This window comes from Longimicrobium sp. (assembly GCF_036387355.1).
Taxonomy (GTDB): domain Bacteria; phylum Gemmatimonadota; class Gemmatimonadetes; order Longimicrobiales; family Longimicrobiaceae; genus Longimicrobium.
Genome location: NZ_DASVTX010000134.1, coordinates 1 through 16,829 on the forward strand (window position 1 = coordinate 1; position 16,829 = coordinate 16,829).

The window sequence follows — 16,829 nt, forward strand, 5'->3', positions numbered from 1 at the left end:
ACCGGAAACGTGAGCGGAACCGTGAACTTCAACAACAGCGTGAACTGCGCCCAGCCCCCGATCTGAGCGCGGTTCAATCCCGGGCCGGGGCTCTGAAGGCGACCCCGGCCCATTTCCCACCCCCAAGCAGGAGGCGGTGAATGTCGGAGCCTTTTCTATCGGAGATCAAGGTGGTCTCGTTCAACTTTCCACCCAAGGGGTGGGCGTTGTGCAACGGCCAGCTTCTCCCGATCAACCAGAACCAGGCGCTCTTCGCCCTTCTGGGAACCACGTACGGCGGTAACGGCCAGACCAACTTCGCGCTTCCCAACCTGCGCGGCCGCGTGCCCATCCACAGGGGCAACGGACACAATCTGGGCGAGGCGGCGGGCAGCACGTCGGTCACGGTGAACATCTCGCAACTCCCCACCCACACTCACCTGGTGCAGGCGACCAACAACCCGTCCACGAGCGACGACCCCACCGGCAACGTGATCGGCCAGGCGGGTGGAAACCTGTACGCGGGCTTCGCATCGCCCGCCGCCATGGGTCCCGCCATGGTGACCAACACGGGCGGAAGCCAGCCCCACAACAACATGATGCCGTACCTGACGCTCAACTTCATCATCGCGCTGCAGGGCATCTTCCCCTCCCAGAACTGACCGGAGACCCACCCCAATGGCACAGCCTTACGTGGGCGAAATCCGGATGTTTGCCGGAAACTTCGCGCCCAATGGTTGGATGTTCTGCGAAGGTCAGACGCTCCCCATTTCCGAGAACGAAGTTCTCTTTCAGCTGATCGGAACTACCTACGGGGGAGACGGGGAAGAGAGCTTCAACCTGCCGAACCTGGCCAGCCGCATCCCTATCCACATGGGAGCGGGACCAGATGGCACGACGTACCAGATCGGCGAGATGGCGGGAACGGAGCAGGAGACGCTCTCGACGCAGCAGATTCCTTCGCACACCCACGCCTTTCTGAGCGCGGGCGTGAACGCCACCACCCGAAACCCCCTCCCGGACTTCTCGCCCGCCCGCGCGCCCGGCGACGCGTTCGTGCAGAACCTGGATGCCGTGCAGTTCTCGCCCCAGGCGATCACCCCCGCGGGCGGAAGCCAGCCGCACGAGAACACGCAACCGTTCCTCTGCGTCAACTTCATCATCTCCCTGTTCGGGATCTTCCCGAGCCAGACCTGAGGAGGAACGAGCGATGTCCGACCAGTTTCTCGCGGAAATCCGGATTTTTCCGTTCAATTTCGCGCCGACCGGGTGGGCGTTCTGCAACGGGCAACTGATCCCTATTTCGCAGAACACCGCGCTGTTCGCGCTGCTGGGCACCGTGTACGGCGGTGACGGCAAAAGCACCTTTGCCCTCCCGGATCTCGAGGGGTCCGCACCGATGCAGCCGGGCCAGGGGCAGGGACTCTCCCTGCGAGACCTGGGGGAGCAGTCGGGGGTAGAAACCATCACGCTGCTGCAGAGCGAGATCCCGGTTCACACGCACACGCTCCAGGCGTCGAACGACGATGCCAACAACGCCGACCCCGCTGGCCGCTACTACGGGCGAGGCAATCCTACCTACGCCGCACCCGCGGCGCTCGGGAACATGTCCGTGCAGTCGCTGGCTCCTGCGGGTGGCGGGCTGCCGCACAACAACATGCAGCCGTACCTGACGCTGAACTTCTGCATCGCCCTGCAGGGAATCTTTCCGCAGCGGCCCTGAGCGGCGGCGGGTGAGGCAAAGAGGGCGGCCATGCGGCCGCCCTCTTTGTGCCTGCGTAGACACTGTTATCCCGTAAGTGCCGGTTTTCCCCCCCAGAGAAGCATTCTTCTTCCCATCGAGCCGATGAGCCCCACGATCACGTTGCGTCCGCTAACCGAGAGCGACATGCCGTTTCTGCTCGCGCTGTACGCCACCACGCGCGAGGACGAGCTCCGGCAGGTGGACTGGACCCCGGAGCAGAAGGGCGCGTTCGTGCACCAGCAGTTCTGGGCCCAGCACCAGTTCTGGCAGGAGAACTACCGCTACACGTCGTGGGACGTGGTGCTGCGGGACGGGGAGCCCATCGGCCGCCTGTATGTGGCGCGCTGGCCGGAGGACATCCGCATCGTCGACATCGCGCTCGTGCCGGAGCACCGCGGGGGCGGGATTGGATCGGAGTTGATCCGCGCGCTCTTTGCGGAAGGCGACGCCAGCGGGCGCAAGGTCAGCATCCACGTGGAAATGTTCAACCCCGCGCGACGGCTGTACGAGCGGATGGGCTTCGTGCAGGCCGGCGACCGCGGGGTGTACCTGCTGATGGAGCGTCCTCCCGCCCCGGCGGAAGCACCCGTCTGACGCCCGGTCCGGGCATCGGCCTGAGGGTCGATCTGTTTTCCGCCGTTTGGTGTTTCGGCGAAGGGGCTTTCTCGCGCCGCGGGTGATGGCCGATGGCGCGAGGATTCCTGGAACATGCTGTACGACTGATGTCTCATGCGGTGAGACATGGCCGTCCCACTCCGCTCGACCGTCCGGTGTTCACCCCGTCACTTTCGGCGCGGGTGCTGCGGATTCCTTCTCCTCGGCTCGGTGCGCAACCGGGCGCACATGATGCAATTCCGGCTGCTGCTGGAAGGCGTTGCAGTTCCCCTCGCTTTTTGGCTCTGTCGCTGCCCGGAGTCCATCCCCGACGTCGGGTCGCTCGTCTCGCGCCAGCGTGAGCCACCTTTTGCGGCTCACCGGCCAGCGGCAATCCGGACCCTCTCCACAGACCTGGAGTTCTCCCTCATGTTCCGTCTGAAGAATGCCGCCCCCGCGGCACTCCTGCTGGCGCTCGCGTCCTGCACGGGCGACGCCGGATCTCCCCTGGCGCCCGATGGCGGCCCCGCGCTGGCCATCGCCGACGCGGCGCACACCGCGGCGGCGCCGGGCTTCTACTTTCTTCCCCCGACGGTGAAGGGCGCCGCGCCCACCGGCACCTTTGACGCCGCCCTGCAGCCCCGCGTGGAGATCTGCGAGCTGTCGGGCAGTGCCTGCGGCGCTGCGGTGGCGGCGTACACGTTCGGCACCGGATTGTCGTCGGTGAAGCTGGACGCGGCCGGGCAGAACTACAGCGTGAACTGGAATGCGCCCGGCAAGCTGAACCCGGACCGGTTCTACCGCATCCAGGTTTTCGTGGGCACCTTCCGCCTGGGCTACGCCGACGTGGACGTGGTGCGCAACGGCAAGGAAAAGAACGCCGTCGACGAGACGCAGTTCATCGCCCTGATGCCGGGCCAGACGCTCCCCATCAAGTTCCGCATCGAGACGGGGATCGCCGCGGCGCTGGTGGTGTCGCCCGCGTCGGCTTCCATCAACAGCGGCGCGACGCAGCAGTTCACCGCCTCGGTGACAGACCTGCACGGCGCTCCGCTGCCCTCCGCGGCGGTGTCGTGGGCCAGCAGCGACGCGGCCGTCGCGACGGTGGACGGCACCGGGCTCGCCACGGGCGTGAGCACGGGGACCGCCACCATCTCCGCCTCGCTCGGAGCCGTTTCCGGCTCGGCGACGCTGACGGTGCTGAACCCCAACACGCCGCCGGTGGCCGCGGCCGACACCTTTCAGGCCATCGGCAACGTGACCGTGCCGGTCGCCGCGCCGGGCGTGCTGGCCAACGACACGGACGCGGAAGGCAACTCGCTGTCCGCCGTGGCCGGCGTGTACGCCACCGTCGCGGGCGGATCGGTGACACTGAACGCGGACGGCAGCTTCACCTACCTGAGCGCCGCCGGTTTCACCGGGACGGACAGCTTCCAGTACGGCGTCACGGACGGCCAGGTGGCGACGACGGCTACGGCCACGGTCGTTTCCGCCTCCCGCGTGTGGTACGTGGACAACTCCGCCGCGTCCGCGGGCGACGGGCGCGACGCGTCGCCGTTCGCCACGCTCAAGGGCGCGGAGAGCGCGTCGTCCGCCGGCGAAACGGTGCTGGTGCGCGCCGGGAACGGCGGGGCGGCCGGGTACGACGACGGCTTCATCATGAAGGCGGGGCAGTCGCTGACCGGGCAGGGGATCAGCAGCCCCGTCCAGGTTCTGCTGAACGGGGCCACGCTGACCCTGCTGACACCGGCCGGAACGCCGAACCTGGCCCGCGCGGGCGCGGGAACGGGCATTCAGCTGGCGTCGAACAACACCGTGCAGGGCGTGCGCGTGGCCACGTCGGACGGGGCCGGGATCACCGGCGGCGGCTTCGGCGCGTTCACGGCGGGCCAGGTGGTGGTGGACGCCACGGGCGGCCCCGCGCTGAACCTGGAGAACGGAACGGTGGGCGCGTCGTTCGACGCCCTGTCGTCCGCGGCGAGCGCCACGAACGGGCTGCGCCTGGTGAACGTGGGCGGAACACTGAACGCCCCGGGCGGAACCATCGGCGGCGCGGCGGGGCCGGCCGTGCTGGTGCTGGGCGGCGACGCGAACGCCGCGTACGGCGGCGACGTTTTGTCCACCGTTCGGACGGTGCAGGTGGAAGGGCGCACGGGCGGAACGCTGACGCTGTCCGGCTCGCTGAACGACACGGGCGCGGGAATCCTGGTCCGCTCCAACAGCGCGGGCACCATTGCCTTCACCGGTTCGTCCAAGGTGCTCAGCACCGGCTCCGAGGCCGGCGTGACGCTGGATGCCAACGGAGCCGCGGCCATCCAGTTCGCCGGCGGCGGGCTGAACATCACCACCGCCAGCGCCGACGGCTTCCGCGCCACCAACGGCGGCCTGGTGACGGTGACGGGCGCGGGGAACTCCATTGCCACGGCGGGAGGCACGGCGGTCTCGCTGGACGGCGTCAGCTCCGGCGTGCAGGGCATCTCGTTCCAGAGCGTTTCGGCGACGGGCGGAACGACGGTCATTCGCACCAACGACCTGGACGGCGCGGGGCTGCAGGTAACCGGGACGGGAACCGTGGCGGGATCGGGCGGCCTGATCCAGAACACGACCGGTGACGCCGTCGCCCTTTCCGGAGCGGGGGTGGTGAAGCTCCGGCTGATGCTTCTGCGCCCCCTGGGGATGGCCGTGAACGCGTCCGGGTTCACCGGCTCGGCCCTTGTGGAGCGCACCCTGGTGGACGTGGTGGGCGCGGCCGCGGGAAAGCCGGCGATCCAGCTGGCGAACACCGCCGGAACCGGATCGCTGGCGCTGGACGGAACCAGGGTCGTCAACAAGGCGGACGGCGCTCCGGCGGTCTCCGTCTCGGCCGGCGGCGCGGCCAACCTTGACCTCGCGGTGCGCGACAGCAACACGGGCGACGCGTTCCCCAGCGAGTTCAGCAACCTGTTCGGCAACGCGGTCCGCGTGCAGTCCGGCTTCACGGGCGGGTCCACCGCGCGCGCGGACGTCCACGTCTCCGATTCGCGGTTCGTGAACGCCGCGTCCAACGGCACCAACAACATCGACCTGTCGGTGGGTGAGAACGCCACGCTGGGCTACGTGATTCGCGGAAACCTGTTCGAGGACGTTGCCCGGGCCAGCCTGGTCTCCGGCGTCATCAACATCGACGCCTTCGGGAGCGGGCGCGTGGGCGCGGTGTCGGCGGATTCCATCTCCGGTAACGTCATCCGCAACATCGGCACGGGCTCGGCAGTGACGCAGCTGGGCTACGTGGGGATCCGCGTGGCGCTGGACAACGGCGCCGCGGGGGTGAACCACCGGGTGAACATCCGGGGGAACACCATCACCAACCTGTGGCGCCAGGGAATCCTGATTTCCGCGCGCAACCAGACCAGCAACGCCAATGTGCAGATCACGGGGAACACGGTGGGCACCGCCGCGGCGCCGGTGGGCCGCAGCAACCGCCGGGCGGTGGAAGTGGAGACGCAGGGCTCGGCGTACCTGAAGGTGGCGGTCCTCAACAACCCGTCCATCGTCAACACCGCTTCCAGCGGGAACTCGGCGCTGCACATCCGGTCCACGGGCGCCGGGTCCGACCTCAGCGCCACCGTGACCGGGAACACGATCGGCAACACCAACGCCGCCATCACGGGCGGGCGGTTCCGGGCCGAAACCCTTGGCGGCACCTCCGCCAAGGTGTGCCTGGACCTGCGCGGCAACACGCTGGACGCGGCGGCGAGCCTGTACGAGCTCAGCCATGCCAGCGCCGGCAGCTTCCGGGTGGAAGGCCCGGGCGCGGCGATGGTGACCGGCCCGGACATCACCGCAGCCAACGTGGTGGGCACCGGAAGCGTGTCGGGAACGCCGGTGTTCAGCGGCGGCGTGGCCTGCGCGCAGCCGTCGCTCTGACCGGCGGCGGGCAGAAAAGAAACGCGGCCGGGAGGACGATCCTCCCGGCCGCGTTTTTCTGTCCTGCTCCCGCCGTCAGGTGAACACGGCCTCGTAGCGCATCCCGCGCGCGTCCGGCTCAATGGGGACGAGGAAGAGCTCCATCGGTTCCATCACCTCGCTTTCCACGCGGTACATGGCCTGGGGAACGATGGCCTGCGGAACCGTGTGGAAAATGAGCGAGAACGGGTGCCGCGGGCGGTTGGCGGCCGCGCCCTCCCCCCAGCGGTGGACTTCGGTCAGCTTGGTGGGCAGCCGCTCATCGCCCACAACGAAGGTGAAGATCTGGCCTACGTGCGGCTGAAAGCTTTCGATGGTCAGCGTGTCGAGCATGGATGTTCCCGGGTGGGGTGGGGCGGGGGATGGACGCGGCCGCGCGCCGTCGATCACCGGGGCGGCCGTGGCTGGAATCTACGTTCCTCCGCCGGTTCCGGACAGCGGGCGGGAGCTTTCGCCGGCGGATCGCACCCGGCTCCCTTGTCACCCGGCACCACGGCCCGGTATGCTTTTCCCGCCGGCCCACCCTCCCCCGCATACCCATGAGAACACGGACGCCATGACCGCCAAAACGCTCTTCACGCGCATCATCGACGGAGAGATCCCCGGCCAGTTCGTTCACCAGGACGAGCACTGCATCGCCATCCGCGACATCAACCCGGCCGCCCCGGTGCACGTCCTGGTCATTCCCCGCAAGCCGGTGCCCTCGCTCGCCGAACTGACGGCGGAAGACCACGCCCTCGCGGGGCACCTGCTGCTCACCGTCGCGCGCATCGCCCGGCAGGAGGGGCTGGAGAACGGCTACCGCGTGGTGATCAACACCGGCGAGGAGGGCGGGCAGACGGTGCCGCACCTGCACCTGCACATCCTGGGCGGCCGCGCGCTGAGCGGCCACGGCACGGCGTGAGGCGGCGGTGACGACGGATGGTGCCGGCGTGGCCGAGCGCGACGTGATTCTGGATGAACTTCACCGCGCGCTGCACGGCGATCCGTGGCACGGCAACTCGCTGATGGCGACGCTGGCAGGTGTGAGCGCGGACCACGCCGCTGCCCGCCCGGTTGCCAACGCGCACAGCATCGGTGAACTGGTGCTGCACCTGGGCGTGTGGACCGGCGAGGTAGCCCGCCGCTTGGCGGACCGTGTGGCGCGCGACCCGGACGACGGCGACTTTCCCTCGTTTGCGGGCGGTGAGCAGGCGTGGGCCGCGGCGCGCGAGCCACTGCTGGACGCGCACGCCCGTCTGGAGGACGCCGTTCGCGCGTTTCCGCCCGCCAATCTGCACGAGATCTGCGGCGAGTCCCGCGACCGGCCCCTGGGCAGTGGGGTCAGCTTTGGAGTGATGCTGCACGGCGTCGCGCAGCACTACGCCTACCACACCGGCCAGATCGCGATCCTCAAGAAGATGCTCGGCTGACCGTCCCGCGCGGCGCGCTTCGGCGGCCCCGTGAGGGAGCGCGGACCACCGCGCGGCCGCCGCCGGAGAAGGCTCGCCTGTGGCGGTTCGCCTGTGTGTCAACGGGCATGCCGGTGAAGTGCAGCCCGCGCGGATTCGAGGCCAACGGTGATTCCGCTCTGCGGTGGGCCCTGGCACACCGAAGTTCATCGCTCATGCATCCCTGCGCGAGGAGTTCTGCCCCAAGAGAAGAAGCTTGCCGGCAGGAATTGTCAGGATTAGGATTGGGGAGAAGGGCCCTTTCGCCCTTCCGCCGCCCCCATGAACCCACGCGCACCGTGCTCCCGCACACAGGTCGGACGCGCCTCCTGGCGCTCTGGATGTACGCAGTCGCGCTTGCGGGCTGTTCTTCGCCCGGCACCGCGGTTGAGCGCGCCCCTGTGGCGTGGGGCGAGGCGGTTGATGTGTCCCGGCGCTTTGTCCTGCAGGAAAACGACGAGGTGATCACCGTTTCTCCCTCGGTGCAGTTTGATCCCCGGGGTGGATTTCTGGTGGCGGATGGGCCTGAAGGCCAGGTGCGCAGGTACGGTGAGGGCGGCGAACTGCTGTGGAAAGCGGGGGCGCGTGGCGGCGGGCCAGGCGAGTTCTCCAACGTACAGAATGTGCTGCGGCTGCGATCCGGAGAAATTTTCGCGGCGGATTTTCAGGGCCGCTTCACGGTTTTCGATTCCGCGGCCGGGCAGGTCGTCAGCACGATCCAATCGCCTTTGAGCTTTGTGGAGGACCTGCAGACGCTCTCGGATTCCACGCTCCTGATCTCCGGTATTCTGGACGGCGATCCGGCCGCTCCCCGCCTGCACGTCTGGAACGTGCGCAACAACCGCATCACCCGGAGCTTTTTTGCGCCGTTCCCGCGGTCCCGCAACGAAGTCGCGGCCACGATCGCCGGGTGGGCGAAGGCTTCCGTGCGGGGCGACACAGTGGCGGCGATCTTCGCCCTCAGTGACAGCGTACATCTGTTCACCACAGCAGGCAAGCCGGTCCGTTCGATCCCGCTTCCCTCTACCTTGTTTCGCCGTGTGGGTACCACGGTGCCGTCGGACGGGGCCGATCCCCGCCGCCGCGCAGCGTGGCTTTCCTCGTTCGACTACGTCGCCGACGTATTCTGGACGCGAGAGGGTGACCTGCTCGTCCCGTACCAGAGCATTGTTCCGGATGGAGCATACACGCGCGAATGGCACCTGCTTCGGCTTGGAAGGACGGGTGAAGGCCGGCTCGAGATGCGGTCCGTTCCGCGGCTGCTGGCGGTCAACCCCCGCACCGACCATCTCTATTTCGTCGCCCCCGGAGCTGAGGCGGAAAACGAATGGGTACTCGCCCGATTGCGCTGATCGGCGGATTGGTTCTTTCCATTGCGGCATGCGCCGGCACTCCTGAGGCCGCCCTCCTGAAACCGGGCTCCACAATCCCGGCGGTCTGGCGGGATTCCACCAGCGCCGGAGGAGGCCCGACGCTTTTCTGGGTGTTCCGGACCAACGACTGCCTGACCTGCCAGAACCTGGATTACCAGGTACGCCGGGTGCAGCGCCGCTTCGGTGGTCGCCTGCATTTCGTGGCGGTTCACGTCGGGTCCCCGCGAGACGAAAGCATCCCGCGCGCATACCTTCGTGAGCGGCGCGTACGGGCGGAACTGCGAACCGTGTCATCTGCCGAGATGCGCAGGGTTCTTCCCGACGGTGCCATCCCGGCGATCTATCTGGCGGACGGCGCTCTGATCCGGTGGCACACCCGGTTGGCGGACGACCCTGAGAAGGTCGCGCTGCGCCTGGACCACGCACTGAACGAACTCGCCGCGCCCGCCCGGGCGAAGGCGGCTGATTCCGCGAATCTCGCTCCCTGATCGCACCGCGGCAGGCGAAACCCCCCAGAAATGGAGTGCAATCATGAATCAAACCCGGATGGTTCCCGGATCGGCGAAGCTCTGGTCCGTGCTGTTGCTGGCCATTGCGGCCAGCGCGGCGATCCTCGCGCCGCGCCCGGCCTCGGCCGGAAAACCCATGCAGTTCTATATCGGAAGCCAGACTGGAGCATCGTGCGGAGGGTGCTGCAGTACCGGGTACTGCTGCACTGGAGGCGTGGATTGCCAACCGGTGCAGTCCTGATCAGCGCAGACGCCCTCAACCTGACCTGATGTGGCTGCCGCGGCGCGGCGCCGCTGTGGATGCAAGGGATCGCTGATGAAGACTGTACTTGCCGGCCTGCTGGTGCTCGCTCTGCTTCCTCCCGCACGGATTGTCGGGCGTGGGGACTCCCCCGCCCGCATCACGGAACAGCGGGGAGTTCTGCCCCTCAGCGCGGAGGTGCGTATACGGGCCCGGGAATTGGGCCAGACGTGGCGCACGGGAACGGTGGGAATGGTGGGTCCCTGCATGGTGATCCTGATTCCCAATGCGTGGAATGGCCCGCGTGTCACGGGCTACAAGCCGATCCCGATCGATTCTCTGCTGGCGATCGAGATCCGGCGGCGTGCAGCCGGTGGCCCGCGAAGCGCTTCCACCACGACTGAGTGGCGCACGCTGTCCCAAGAGGAGGTGCGCCGGGCATACGGCGGGTGCAGGGCCTGGTAGCAGAGGTGGGTACCCGTTCGTTTCTCGTGACCGCGTCCATGCACAAGAAACCAGGCCGCCCGGCAGTACGCCGGGCGGCCTGTTTGCGGGGCGGAACTTCGCCTGCCACACCGGCCGGATCGCCCGCGTCTTCCGCGCTGTCTGTGCCTCAGGCTTCCAGCATTGCGCGCAAGAAAATGCGCCGGACCTCGCCGACGGGCTTGCGGGTGCGAATGACGGTCGTGGTACGCTCGCCCGCCGCGTCTTCGATGGTGATGGATACCTCGGCGGCATCACGCGGCGCGGCGCGCCGAATGCGCGCGGATACCGCGGCCGAGAGGGACATCAGGGCGCCCAGAGTGCTCCCCGCGACGACGATCGTTTCAAGCTGCATCAGCCAAACCCTCCTGACTCAGGTAGAGGCAACTCAACCCGGCGCTGATCGCGCCCGCCAGCAGAAGAAGTGAAGTCGTAAAGATCATCCGCGTATTCGGTGCGGCACTCGATTTTACGGCCGCGTAGTAGAGCGTTCCGAACATCACGACCAGAATGCATCCTCCCGCCGCCGTGATCTTTTCCAGTGCGCGCCCCCGGCCGCTGGGAATGAGTTCGCCGAGCGCACCCGCCGCCACCGTCGTGCAGATCAGGAGCAGCCCGCCATCCGCGGTTACGCGAATGCCCGGAGCCTGGATGTTCTCCAGCCGCATGGCTGCGTAGCTGATCAGCAGCGGCATCAGTGACACAAGGACGCTGAACAGGAACCAGCGTACGATCCTCTCGAAGCGGGTGAGCATCGGCGGCTCAGGTCGGCGTTGGACGTTCGGCTCGCTGCGGCTGCGGTTCCGGATTGATCGCGTCGCGACGGCCACGCCAAACGCTAGCGCCGGGCGCGCATTCTGTCAAGAGTGTGCACTTCTGGTGCCGCCGGTGGCGCAAAACGAGAGCGGGGCGTCCGGCATTCCGCCGGGCGCCCCGCTCTCGTGGTCGAATCGTTTGCCGTCAGACGCCGGCGGGTTCGGGCTGGGGCTCCCAGGCCACGATGCGGCCTTCCATGGCGCTCGCGGCCACGGTGTAGGGCGACGCCAAGTACAGCTGCCCGGGGCCGGAGCGCCCGGGGAAGTTGCGGTTGATGGCGCTGATGGTGACGTCCGTAGGCTTGCGGCTCACCCCCGGCCCCGCGTTGATGCAGGCGCCGCACGACGGCTCGATGAAGGTGGCGCCCACCTCCTCGAACACGCGGTCGTAGCCCTGCTCCTGGCAGTAGGCGTACACCTCCTGCGAGCCGCACTGGATGTACAGCTGCACGTGCTCCGGCTTTCTGTGGCCGGCCTCATGGTACTCGCGAAGCACGCGGGCGTACATGTCCATGTCCTCCTTCTTGCCCGCCGTGCAGCTTCCCGCGTAGGCGATGTCGATGCGCACCTCGTCGCCCAGCTCCTCCACGTACAGGCCGTTCCCCGGGTCGCCGGGGAGCGCGATCATGGGCTTGAGCGCGCTGGCGTCGATCTCGATCACCTTGACGTACTCGGCCCCCTTGTCGCTGTACAGCCCGTCGATCAGCCGCTCGGCCTCGGCGCGATTCATTCCGCGCTGCTGCACCAGGTACTCCACCGTCTTGGCGTCCGGCGCCACGATCCCCGTGAACGCGCCCACCTCGGCCGCCATGTTGGTCATGGTCGCGCGCTCATCCACCGAGAGCGCTTCCACGGCGGGGCCGGCGTACTCGATGATCTGGCCGATGGCGTGGCCGTCCTTGATGTACGGGTGGCGCAGGATCTCGAGCATGAAGTCCTTGGCCGACACGTTCTCCGGCTTTTCGCCGTTCACGATGACCTTGAACGAGCGGGGCACCTCCACGCGCACGTCCTTGGTGATCCACGAGTTGAAGATGGCCGTAGTCCCCACGCCGAACGCGATGCATCCCACGGCGCCCGCGTGCGGCGTGTGGCTGTCGCTGCCGATGATGACGTGCCCGGGGAGCGCGTACGCCTCCAGGATCTTGCTGTGGCAGATGGCCTCGGAGCCGTGCTTGCCATGGCCCAGCTCGCCGTACAGCCGCACGCCCTGCTTCTCGGCGAACTGGCGCTGCTTGACCTCCAGCTGGTTGGCCACGTCCAGCAGCCCCAGCTGCACCCGGTCCGCCGGCATGGCGTCCTTGAGGAACGTCAGGTGGTCGCGGAAGAAGAGGATGCTTTCCGGCTCCAGCACCTTTTCATCCGGCCCCACGTAGTGCTCAAAGAATATGGCCGACATGGGGGTGACGTACTCGTGGCTGAAGCGGATGTCCGTCTGCACGAAGCCGCTGTCGCCCGGCTGCACCCAGGGCACGCCGATGTCGCCGTTGGACAGGTCCGTGACCCAGTGCCGGGCGAAGATCTTTTCGCCGATGGTCATGGGGCGGGCCTTGCGCGCGTGCGCCGTGCCCTCGGGGGCGCCCTGCGCGTCGGTGTCCACGTTGGAGGTGGAGGTGGCGACGAACTGGGCCGCGGCGTAGTCCACGCCGGTGTCCGGGCCGGGGCCGGGCTCGTTGCCCGCGCCGCTGCCGCGCAGCGCCGCCACGTCGTCCGCCGACGGGTTGACGGTGCCCGGCTGGTCGTGGTGGCAGCTGATGGCGGGCGTGCGCACGGCGCCCTGCAGACGCGCCACGTTGTAGTTGAACAGCCCGCCGTGCTCGATGATGCCGCGCGTGATCTCGTCGGCGCCGTCGGTGAACTCGCTGAGCGGAATGGTTTCGCCCGCGCGGATGCGCTCGATCAGCTCGAAGTTGGTGCTGGTGAGCACGCCCAGGTTCTGGCAGTTCTCGCGGTAGATGCGCTCGATGTTCTCGGCGATCACCACCTGGATGCCGGCCATCATCTCGGCGTACGGGCTCTGCTCGCGCGAGCTGCCCTTGCCGCGGCGCCGGCCGCTGACGGAAGCCACGAAGCCGCCCTTCTTGACGGTTCCCTGCTTGATGGGGAACTCGTCGCCCGCCTTGAGGCCCAGGTACGGGAATTCGCCGAGCGTCTCGTCGAAGTAGTAGCAGATGTACGCGGGCGTGATCTCGTCGGTGGAGATGTTGTCGCGCAGCCTGCCGCGAAGCTCCTCGGTGAGCTCGATGTCTTCGCCGGCAAGCTGGCGGCGCACCAGGTCCGGGTCGTCCAGCAGAAACAGGACGCGCCCCTGAAGGCGCACCTCGGGCGGCAGCTTTTCGATCGGGCGCGTGAGCAGCGAAGCAATCATTCGTGTACCCGCGAGAAGGCAGGGAGCTGGACCGGGATCACGGTCCGCGGAACATCCGCAATCCAGTGAATTTGCGGGTTTGCGGGCGCGTGTGCAACCCGTCGCGCGTTACCCGTACACCGGCGCAGAGAAGCGGCGATGAACAGCCGTGGGAGGGGTGATGAGGAGAATGCATGACGGGCCCCGCACGCGTCCGTGCGAGGCCCTGTGAAGCGCCGCGTGTGCGGCAGGTCAGCAGAACTCGGGCGCTTCCGTGACCGGGCAGTAGAAGCAGTCCACCGGACAGGTGAAGTCGCAGGTGGCTTCGCAGGTTCCGTTCTGGGACGGCTCACAGGTCCACCCGCTGCCGCTGGGGCAGTCGCAGATCTCCTGGAAGCAGGTGGTGTCGCTGACGGCGCGGTTGCCGACCACGGTGCCCCGCGCGTCGCCGTCGCGGCTCGTCTCGAACGATTCCACCGTGAGGGCGTCCAGGTTCAGGGAAAGCTTCTTCATGATCGTGCTCCGGTGAGGATTGGGTGGGAAACCCGCCAGGATAATGCCTGGCAAGGGGATGTGTTCGGTTGCGGGATGCCACGCGTTCGAGCGGCGCGGGTGCGGTTCGCGCCCGTCCGTGCAGGTGCACCGAATGCGGCAGGTGCTGCTGTGCTGGATTCAAGGAGATGCGCCGCGGGATACCGGACGTTTTTTCGCTCCGTGCTGATCTCTACTCCCGATGGGGTGCTAAGGTTTCAGCACCCCTGACCGGCGGTGATGATGAGGACGCAGCCGCCCTCGCCGGTCAGGGCGGACGGCTCCCGCCGGGGTTGAGTCCAAAGGTGATTCTGATTAGCTTGAATGACTGAAGGGGCGTTAGCTCAGCTGGGAGAGCATCCGCTTTGCAAGCGGAAGGTCATCGGTTCGAACCCGATACGCTCCATGAAAAACGCGCCCACACCGGGATTCGGTGTGGGCGCGTTTCGCATTTTCGTGATCGAGGGACGTCAGCGCGCCAGTTCCGCCATGAGCGCGGCGCGGTAGCGGGCGAGTTCGGCATCGAGGATGCGCGCCTCCGCGTCCGATCCGGCCTCCCAGCGGGCGAACTGCATCTCGCCCAGACAGGCGGCGGCGTAGGCGGGGCGGTACGCGGCGACGGCGCGCGCCAGTTCGTCCGGCGCATCTCCCGCGGCGCACCGGGCGAGGAGCGCATCCAGTTCGGCGCCATCGAAGCCCCACTCCACCGCGGCGCCGGCGAGGTCCCAGGCGGCATCGGTCGGGCCGGGAAGCCGCGTGTCGGCACCGTGATCCATCGCGTCCACCTTGGTGATTTCGCCCGCGCCGCGAATCCACTCCTGCGGCGCAAGGCGGGCGTCCGCGATCACGGCTTCGCGGCGCGGGAGCGCGTCGATGCGGGCCAGCGCCCTCTGCAACCCGGGCGAATCGCCCAGCGCCTCGCGCGCGTTTTCCGCCAGCGCGGCGCGGACGGGCGCGGGGTCCACCGCCTCGCCCGTGCGGAAGCGACCGGCGCGCGCGGACAGGTAGCGCGCGATGGCCTCCCGCGCATCCGGGTCCGCGATGTCCGCGCGGGTGAGCGGAACGCCCTCCATCCACCGAAGCACCACGAACCCGTCCCATGCACCGAGGACCGCGGCCCCGGCACCCACGTCCGCCAGCGCGCGGGCACAGCCAATCGCGTCCGCGCCCCAGCGCCCCAGCCCGGCGTAGCGGATGAGCCAGGGCGTGCCGTCCGCGTCCACGGCGCGCAGCTTCACGCGCTCGTGGATGGGCGCGGCGGGGAGGCCGGCCGCGCCGGGGATGGCGTCGCGCCACGCGCCCCACGACAGGTCCTCGCGCAGCTCCAGGCTCCAGCGCCCGGCTACGCGGCGAACGCGATCGGGATCCACCTGTGGCGCAAAACGACGCGCCGCGGCGAACCAGGCGCGGCGCTCCCGGGGGGCCAGCGGCATGGCGCCGTCGCCGCTGGGGAGCAGGACGATGCGCCGTGCCTCTACCCCGCACCGTATCAGCCACTCGTGGACGCGCCAGAAGGTTTCGCCCGTGGCGCCCGGCCCCTCGTCCGCGATCAGCACGTCGCCGCCGTCCCGCAGCCATTTGCGAAGCTGGTTCCAGACCTCGTCCGCGTCGATCCTGCGCTCGCCGGACGGGCCGCGCGGGCGCAGGGTGGCGCGGCGCTCCGTCCCCAGCGCCGCGGCGGCCATGGCGGACAGGCTCGTGCCGATGCTGCGGATGCCGAGCACCACGGCGCGCGCCGCGTGCTCCGCTCCCACGTCCGCCGCGTACCGCCGCGCGGCTTCGGCAAAGGCGAACGGGTCCAGCGCGTAGTGCAGATACCCCTCGGGCGCCTTGATGCGAACGGGTTCCGCCGACTCGATGGGCAGTCCGGCGAGCGCATCCGCCGCGCGATCCATCTCCTTCCCCGCCACGGATGCGCGGGATGCCAGGCAGGCGTGGCCCGCCGCGAGCAGCAGGCGCGAGAAGGCCTGTTCCGCCGCGCCCCACCGGTCGCGGCCGGGGCTGCGCGCGTCCAGCACGGCCTGCTCCAGCTCGCCGGCGCGGACCAGGAAGCCCACCGCGTCGCCATCGCGGGCGGCCTGCTTCAGTTCATCGACTTCGTCCGCCGGACGTACGTCGCGCCATGCGTCGCGAAACGAGATCACGCAGTTCCCCTGTTCATCCGCCCGTCCACCCTCCATCCACGGAACCGATCCTGCACGCGCCCGCCGGAATGCGCAACCCGGGTGCCGCCCAGCCTGACCGATGACGGACGATCCGAGCATTCGCCTCTACATCTTTGACGCCGACGACACGCTGCGGCGCACCCTCGTTCCCGGAAAGCCGTGCCCGCACCGGCCCGGCGAGTGGGAACTGCTGCCGGGGGTGCGCGAGCGGCTGAGCGCCATGCCGTGGCACACGCTGCACCTGGGGATCGCGAGCAACCAGGACCAGGTGGCGTACGGCCACATGACGGCGGAGATGTGCCGGTCGCTGTTCGTGGACCTGATCCGCGAGGCGGTGGGGCGCGACGTGCCGGAGGCGTGCATCCGCTTCTGCCCGCACGCGCTGGAGGTGGATTGCGGGTGCCGCAAACCCGCACCCGGCATGCTGATGGACATCATGGGGCACTTCGAGGCGGGTGCGGACGAGACGCTGTTCGTGGGCAACGCGCCGTCGGACAAGGAGGCGGCGCGGGCGGCGGGGGTGCGGTTCGCCTGGGCCTGGGATTTCTTCGGATGGTGAGGGTCTGCATCTCACCCGGAGGACGCGGAGACGCGGAGGAACTGCAGGGCGATGAGTGTGGATTGAACCCTGCACTTCTGATCGGGATCACACGCATGGAACATGGAAGCGGGG

Annotated in this window: 16 protein-coding genes and 1 tRNA gene; 11 read left to right on the forward strand and 6 right to left on the reverse strand. The window is 68.5% G+C overall.

The window, feature by feature from the left end:
• Nucleotides 1-140: 140 nt before the first annotated feature.
• From VF665_RS06085 to VF665_RS06105, 5 genes are all read left to right on the forward strand, one after another.
• A complete protein-coding gene (locus VF665_RS06085) occupies nt 141-641 on the forward strand; it encodes a phage tail protein (RefSeq protein ID WP_331052526.1) in 501 nt (166 codons plus the stop codon).
• 16 nt (nt 642-657) lie between these two features.
• A complete protein-coding gene (locus VF665_RS06090; RefSeq protein ID WP_414678250.1) occupies nt 658-1,176 on the forward strand; it encodes a phage tail protein in 519 nt (172 codons plus the stop codon).
• Nucleotides 1,177-1,189: 13 nt separating this feature from the next.
• Nucleotides 1,190-1,702, forward strand: coding sequence for a phage tail protein (locus VF665_RS06095; protein WP_331052528.1), 513 nt, complete (start codon nt 1,190-1,192; stop codon nt 1,700-1,702).
• Nucleotides 1,703-1,825: 123 nt separating this feature from the next.
• Nucleotides 1,826-2,317 (forward strand): GNAT family N-acetyltransferase, encoded by a 492-nt coding sequence (locus tag VF665_RS06100; protein WP_331052529.1) that lies wholly within the window; start codon nt 1,826-1,828, stop codon nt 2,315-2,317.
• A gap of 429 nt (nt 2,318-2,746) precedes the next feature.
• Nucleotides 2,747-6,223, forward strand: a complete 3,477-nt coding sequence (locus tag VF665_RS06105; protein WP_331052530.1) for an Ig-like domain-containing protein — start codon at nt 2,747-2,749, stop codon at nt 6,221-6,223.
• A gap of 75 nt (nt 6,224-6,298) precedes the next feature.
• Here VF665_RS06105 and VF665_RS06110 read toward each other — a convergent pair whose 3' ends face one another.
• Complete coding sequence (locus tag VF665_RS06110) at nt 6,299-6,595, reverse strand: DUF6916 family protein (RefSeq protein WP_331052531.1); 297 nt, start codon at nt 6,593-6,595, stop codon at nt 6,299-6,301.
• Nucleotides 6,596-6,818: 223 nt separating this feature from the next.
• Between VF665_RS06110 and VF665_RS06115 the strand changes: the two genes are divergently transcribed.
• The 4 genes from VF665_RS06115 to VF665_RS06130 all read left to right on the forward strand — a co-directional run bounded on the left by VF665_RS06115 (nt 6,819) and on the right by VF665_RS06130 (nt 9,553).
• On the forward strand, nt 6,819-7,166 hold the full coding sequence (locus tag VF665_RS06115) for a histidine triad nucleotide-binding protein (RefSeq protein WP_331052532.1): 348 nt from the start codon (nt 6,819-6,821) through the stop codon (nt 7,164-7,166).
• 7 nt (nt 7,167-7,173) lie between these two features.
• Entirely contained in the window at nt 7,174-7,674 is a 501-nt protein-coding gene (locus VF665_RS06120; protein ID WP_331052533.1) for a DinB family protein, read from the forward strand.
• 359 nt (nt 7,675-8,033) lie between these two features.
• A complete protein-coding gene (locus tag VF665_RS06125; RefSeq protein WP_331052534.1) occupies nt 8,034-9,044 on the forward strand; it encodes a hypothetical protein in 1,011 nt (336 codons plus the stop codon).
• Nucleotides 9,020-9,553 carry a hypothetical protein gene (locus VF665_RS06130; RefSeq protein ID WP_331052535.1) on the forward strand — a complete coding sequence of 178 codons (534 nt, stop codon included), beginning with the start codon at nt 9,020-9,022 and terminating at the stop codon, nt 9,551-9,553. Before VF665_RS06125 ends, VF665_RS06130 begins: the two co-directional genes overlap by 25 nt.
• 875 nt (nt 9,554-10,428) lie before the next feature.
• Here the strand turns inward: VF665_RS06130 and VF665_RS06135 are convergent.
• The 4 genes from VF665_RS06135 to VF665_RS06150 form a co-directional block, all read right to left on the reverse strand.
• Nucleotides 10,429-10,653, reverse strand: a complete 225-nt coding sequence (locus tag VF665_RS06135; RefSeq protein WP_331052536.1) for a hypothetical protein — start codon at nt 10,651-10,653, stop codon at nt 10,429-10,431.
• A complete protein-coding gene (locus tag VF665_RS06140; RefSeq protein ID WP_331052537.1) occupies nt 10,643-11,053 on the reverse strand; it encodes a hypothetical protein in 411 nt (136 codons plus the stop codon). Before VF665_RS06140 ends, VF665_RS06135 begins: the two co-directional genes overlap by 11 nt.
• 205 nt (nt 11,054-11,258) lie before the next feature.
• Nucleotides 11,259-13,481 carry an aconitase family protein gene (locus VF665_RS06145; RefSeq protein ID WP_331052538.1) on the reverse strand — a complete coding sequence of 741 codons (2,223 nt, stop codon included), beginning with the start codon at nt 13,479-13,481 and terminating at the stop codon, nt 11,259-11,261.
• A 231-nt stretch (nt 13,482-13,712) separates the two neighbouring features.
• Nucleotides 13,713-13,973 carry a pinensin family lanthipeptide gene (locus VF665_RS06150; protein ID WP_331052539.1) on the reverse strand — a complete coding sequence of 87 codons (261 nt, stop codon included), beginning with the start codon at nt 13,971-13,973 and terminating at the stop codon, nt 13,713-13,715.
• 351 nt (nt 13,974-14,324) lie between these two features.
• Here VF665_RS06150 and VF665_RS06155 point away from each other — a divergent pair.
• Nucleotides 14,325-14,397 (forward strand) — tRNA-Ala (locus VF665_RS06155).
• 64 nt (nt 14,398-14,461) lie between these two features.
• On the opposite strand, the gene VF665_RS06160 is transcribed toward VF665_RS06155, so the two are convergent.
• Nucleotides 14,462-16,171, reverse strand: a complete 1,710-nt coding sequence (locus VF665_RS06160; RefSeq protein ID WP_331052540.1) for a hypothetical protein — start codon at nt 16,169-16,171, stop codon at nt 14,462-14,464.
• Nucleotides 16,172-16,235: 64 nt separating this feature from the next.
• Here VF665_RS06160 and VF665_RS06165 point away from each other — a divergent pair, with 64 nt between their 5' ends.
• Nucleotides 16,236-16,715: an HAD-IIIA family hydrolase gene (locus VF665_RS06165; RefSeq protein WP_331052541.1), complete on the forward strand. Its 480-nt coding sequence runs from the start codon at nt 16,236-16,238 to the stop codon at nt 16,713-16,715.
• Nucleotides 16,716-16,829 lie beyond the last annotated feature (114 nt).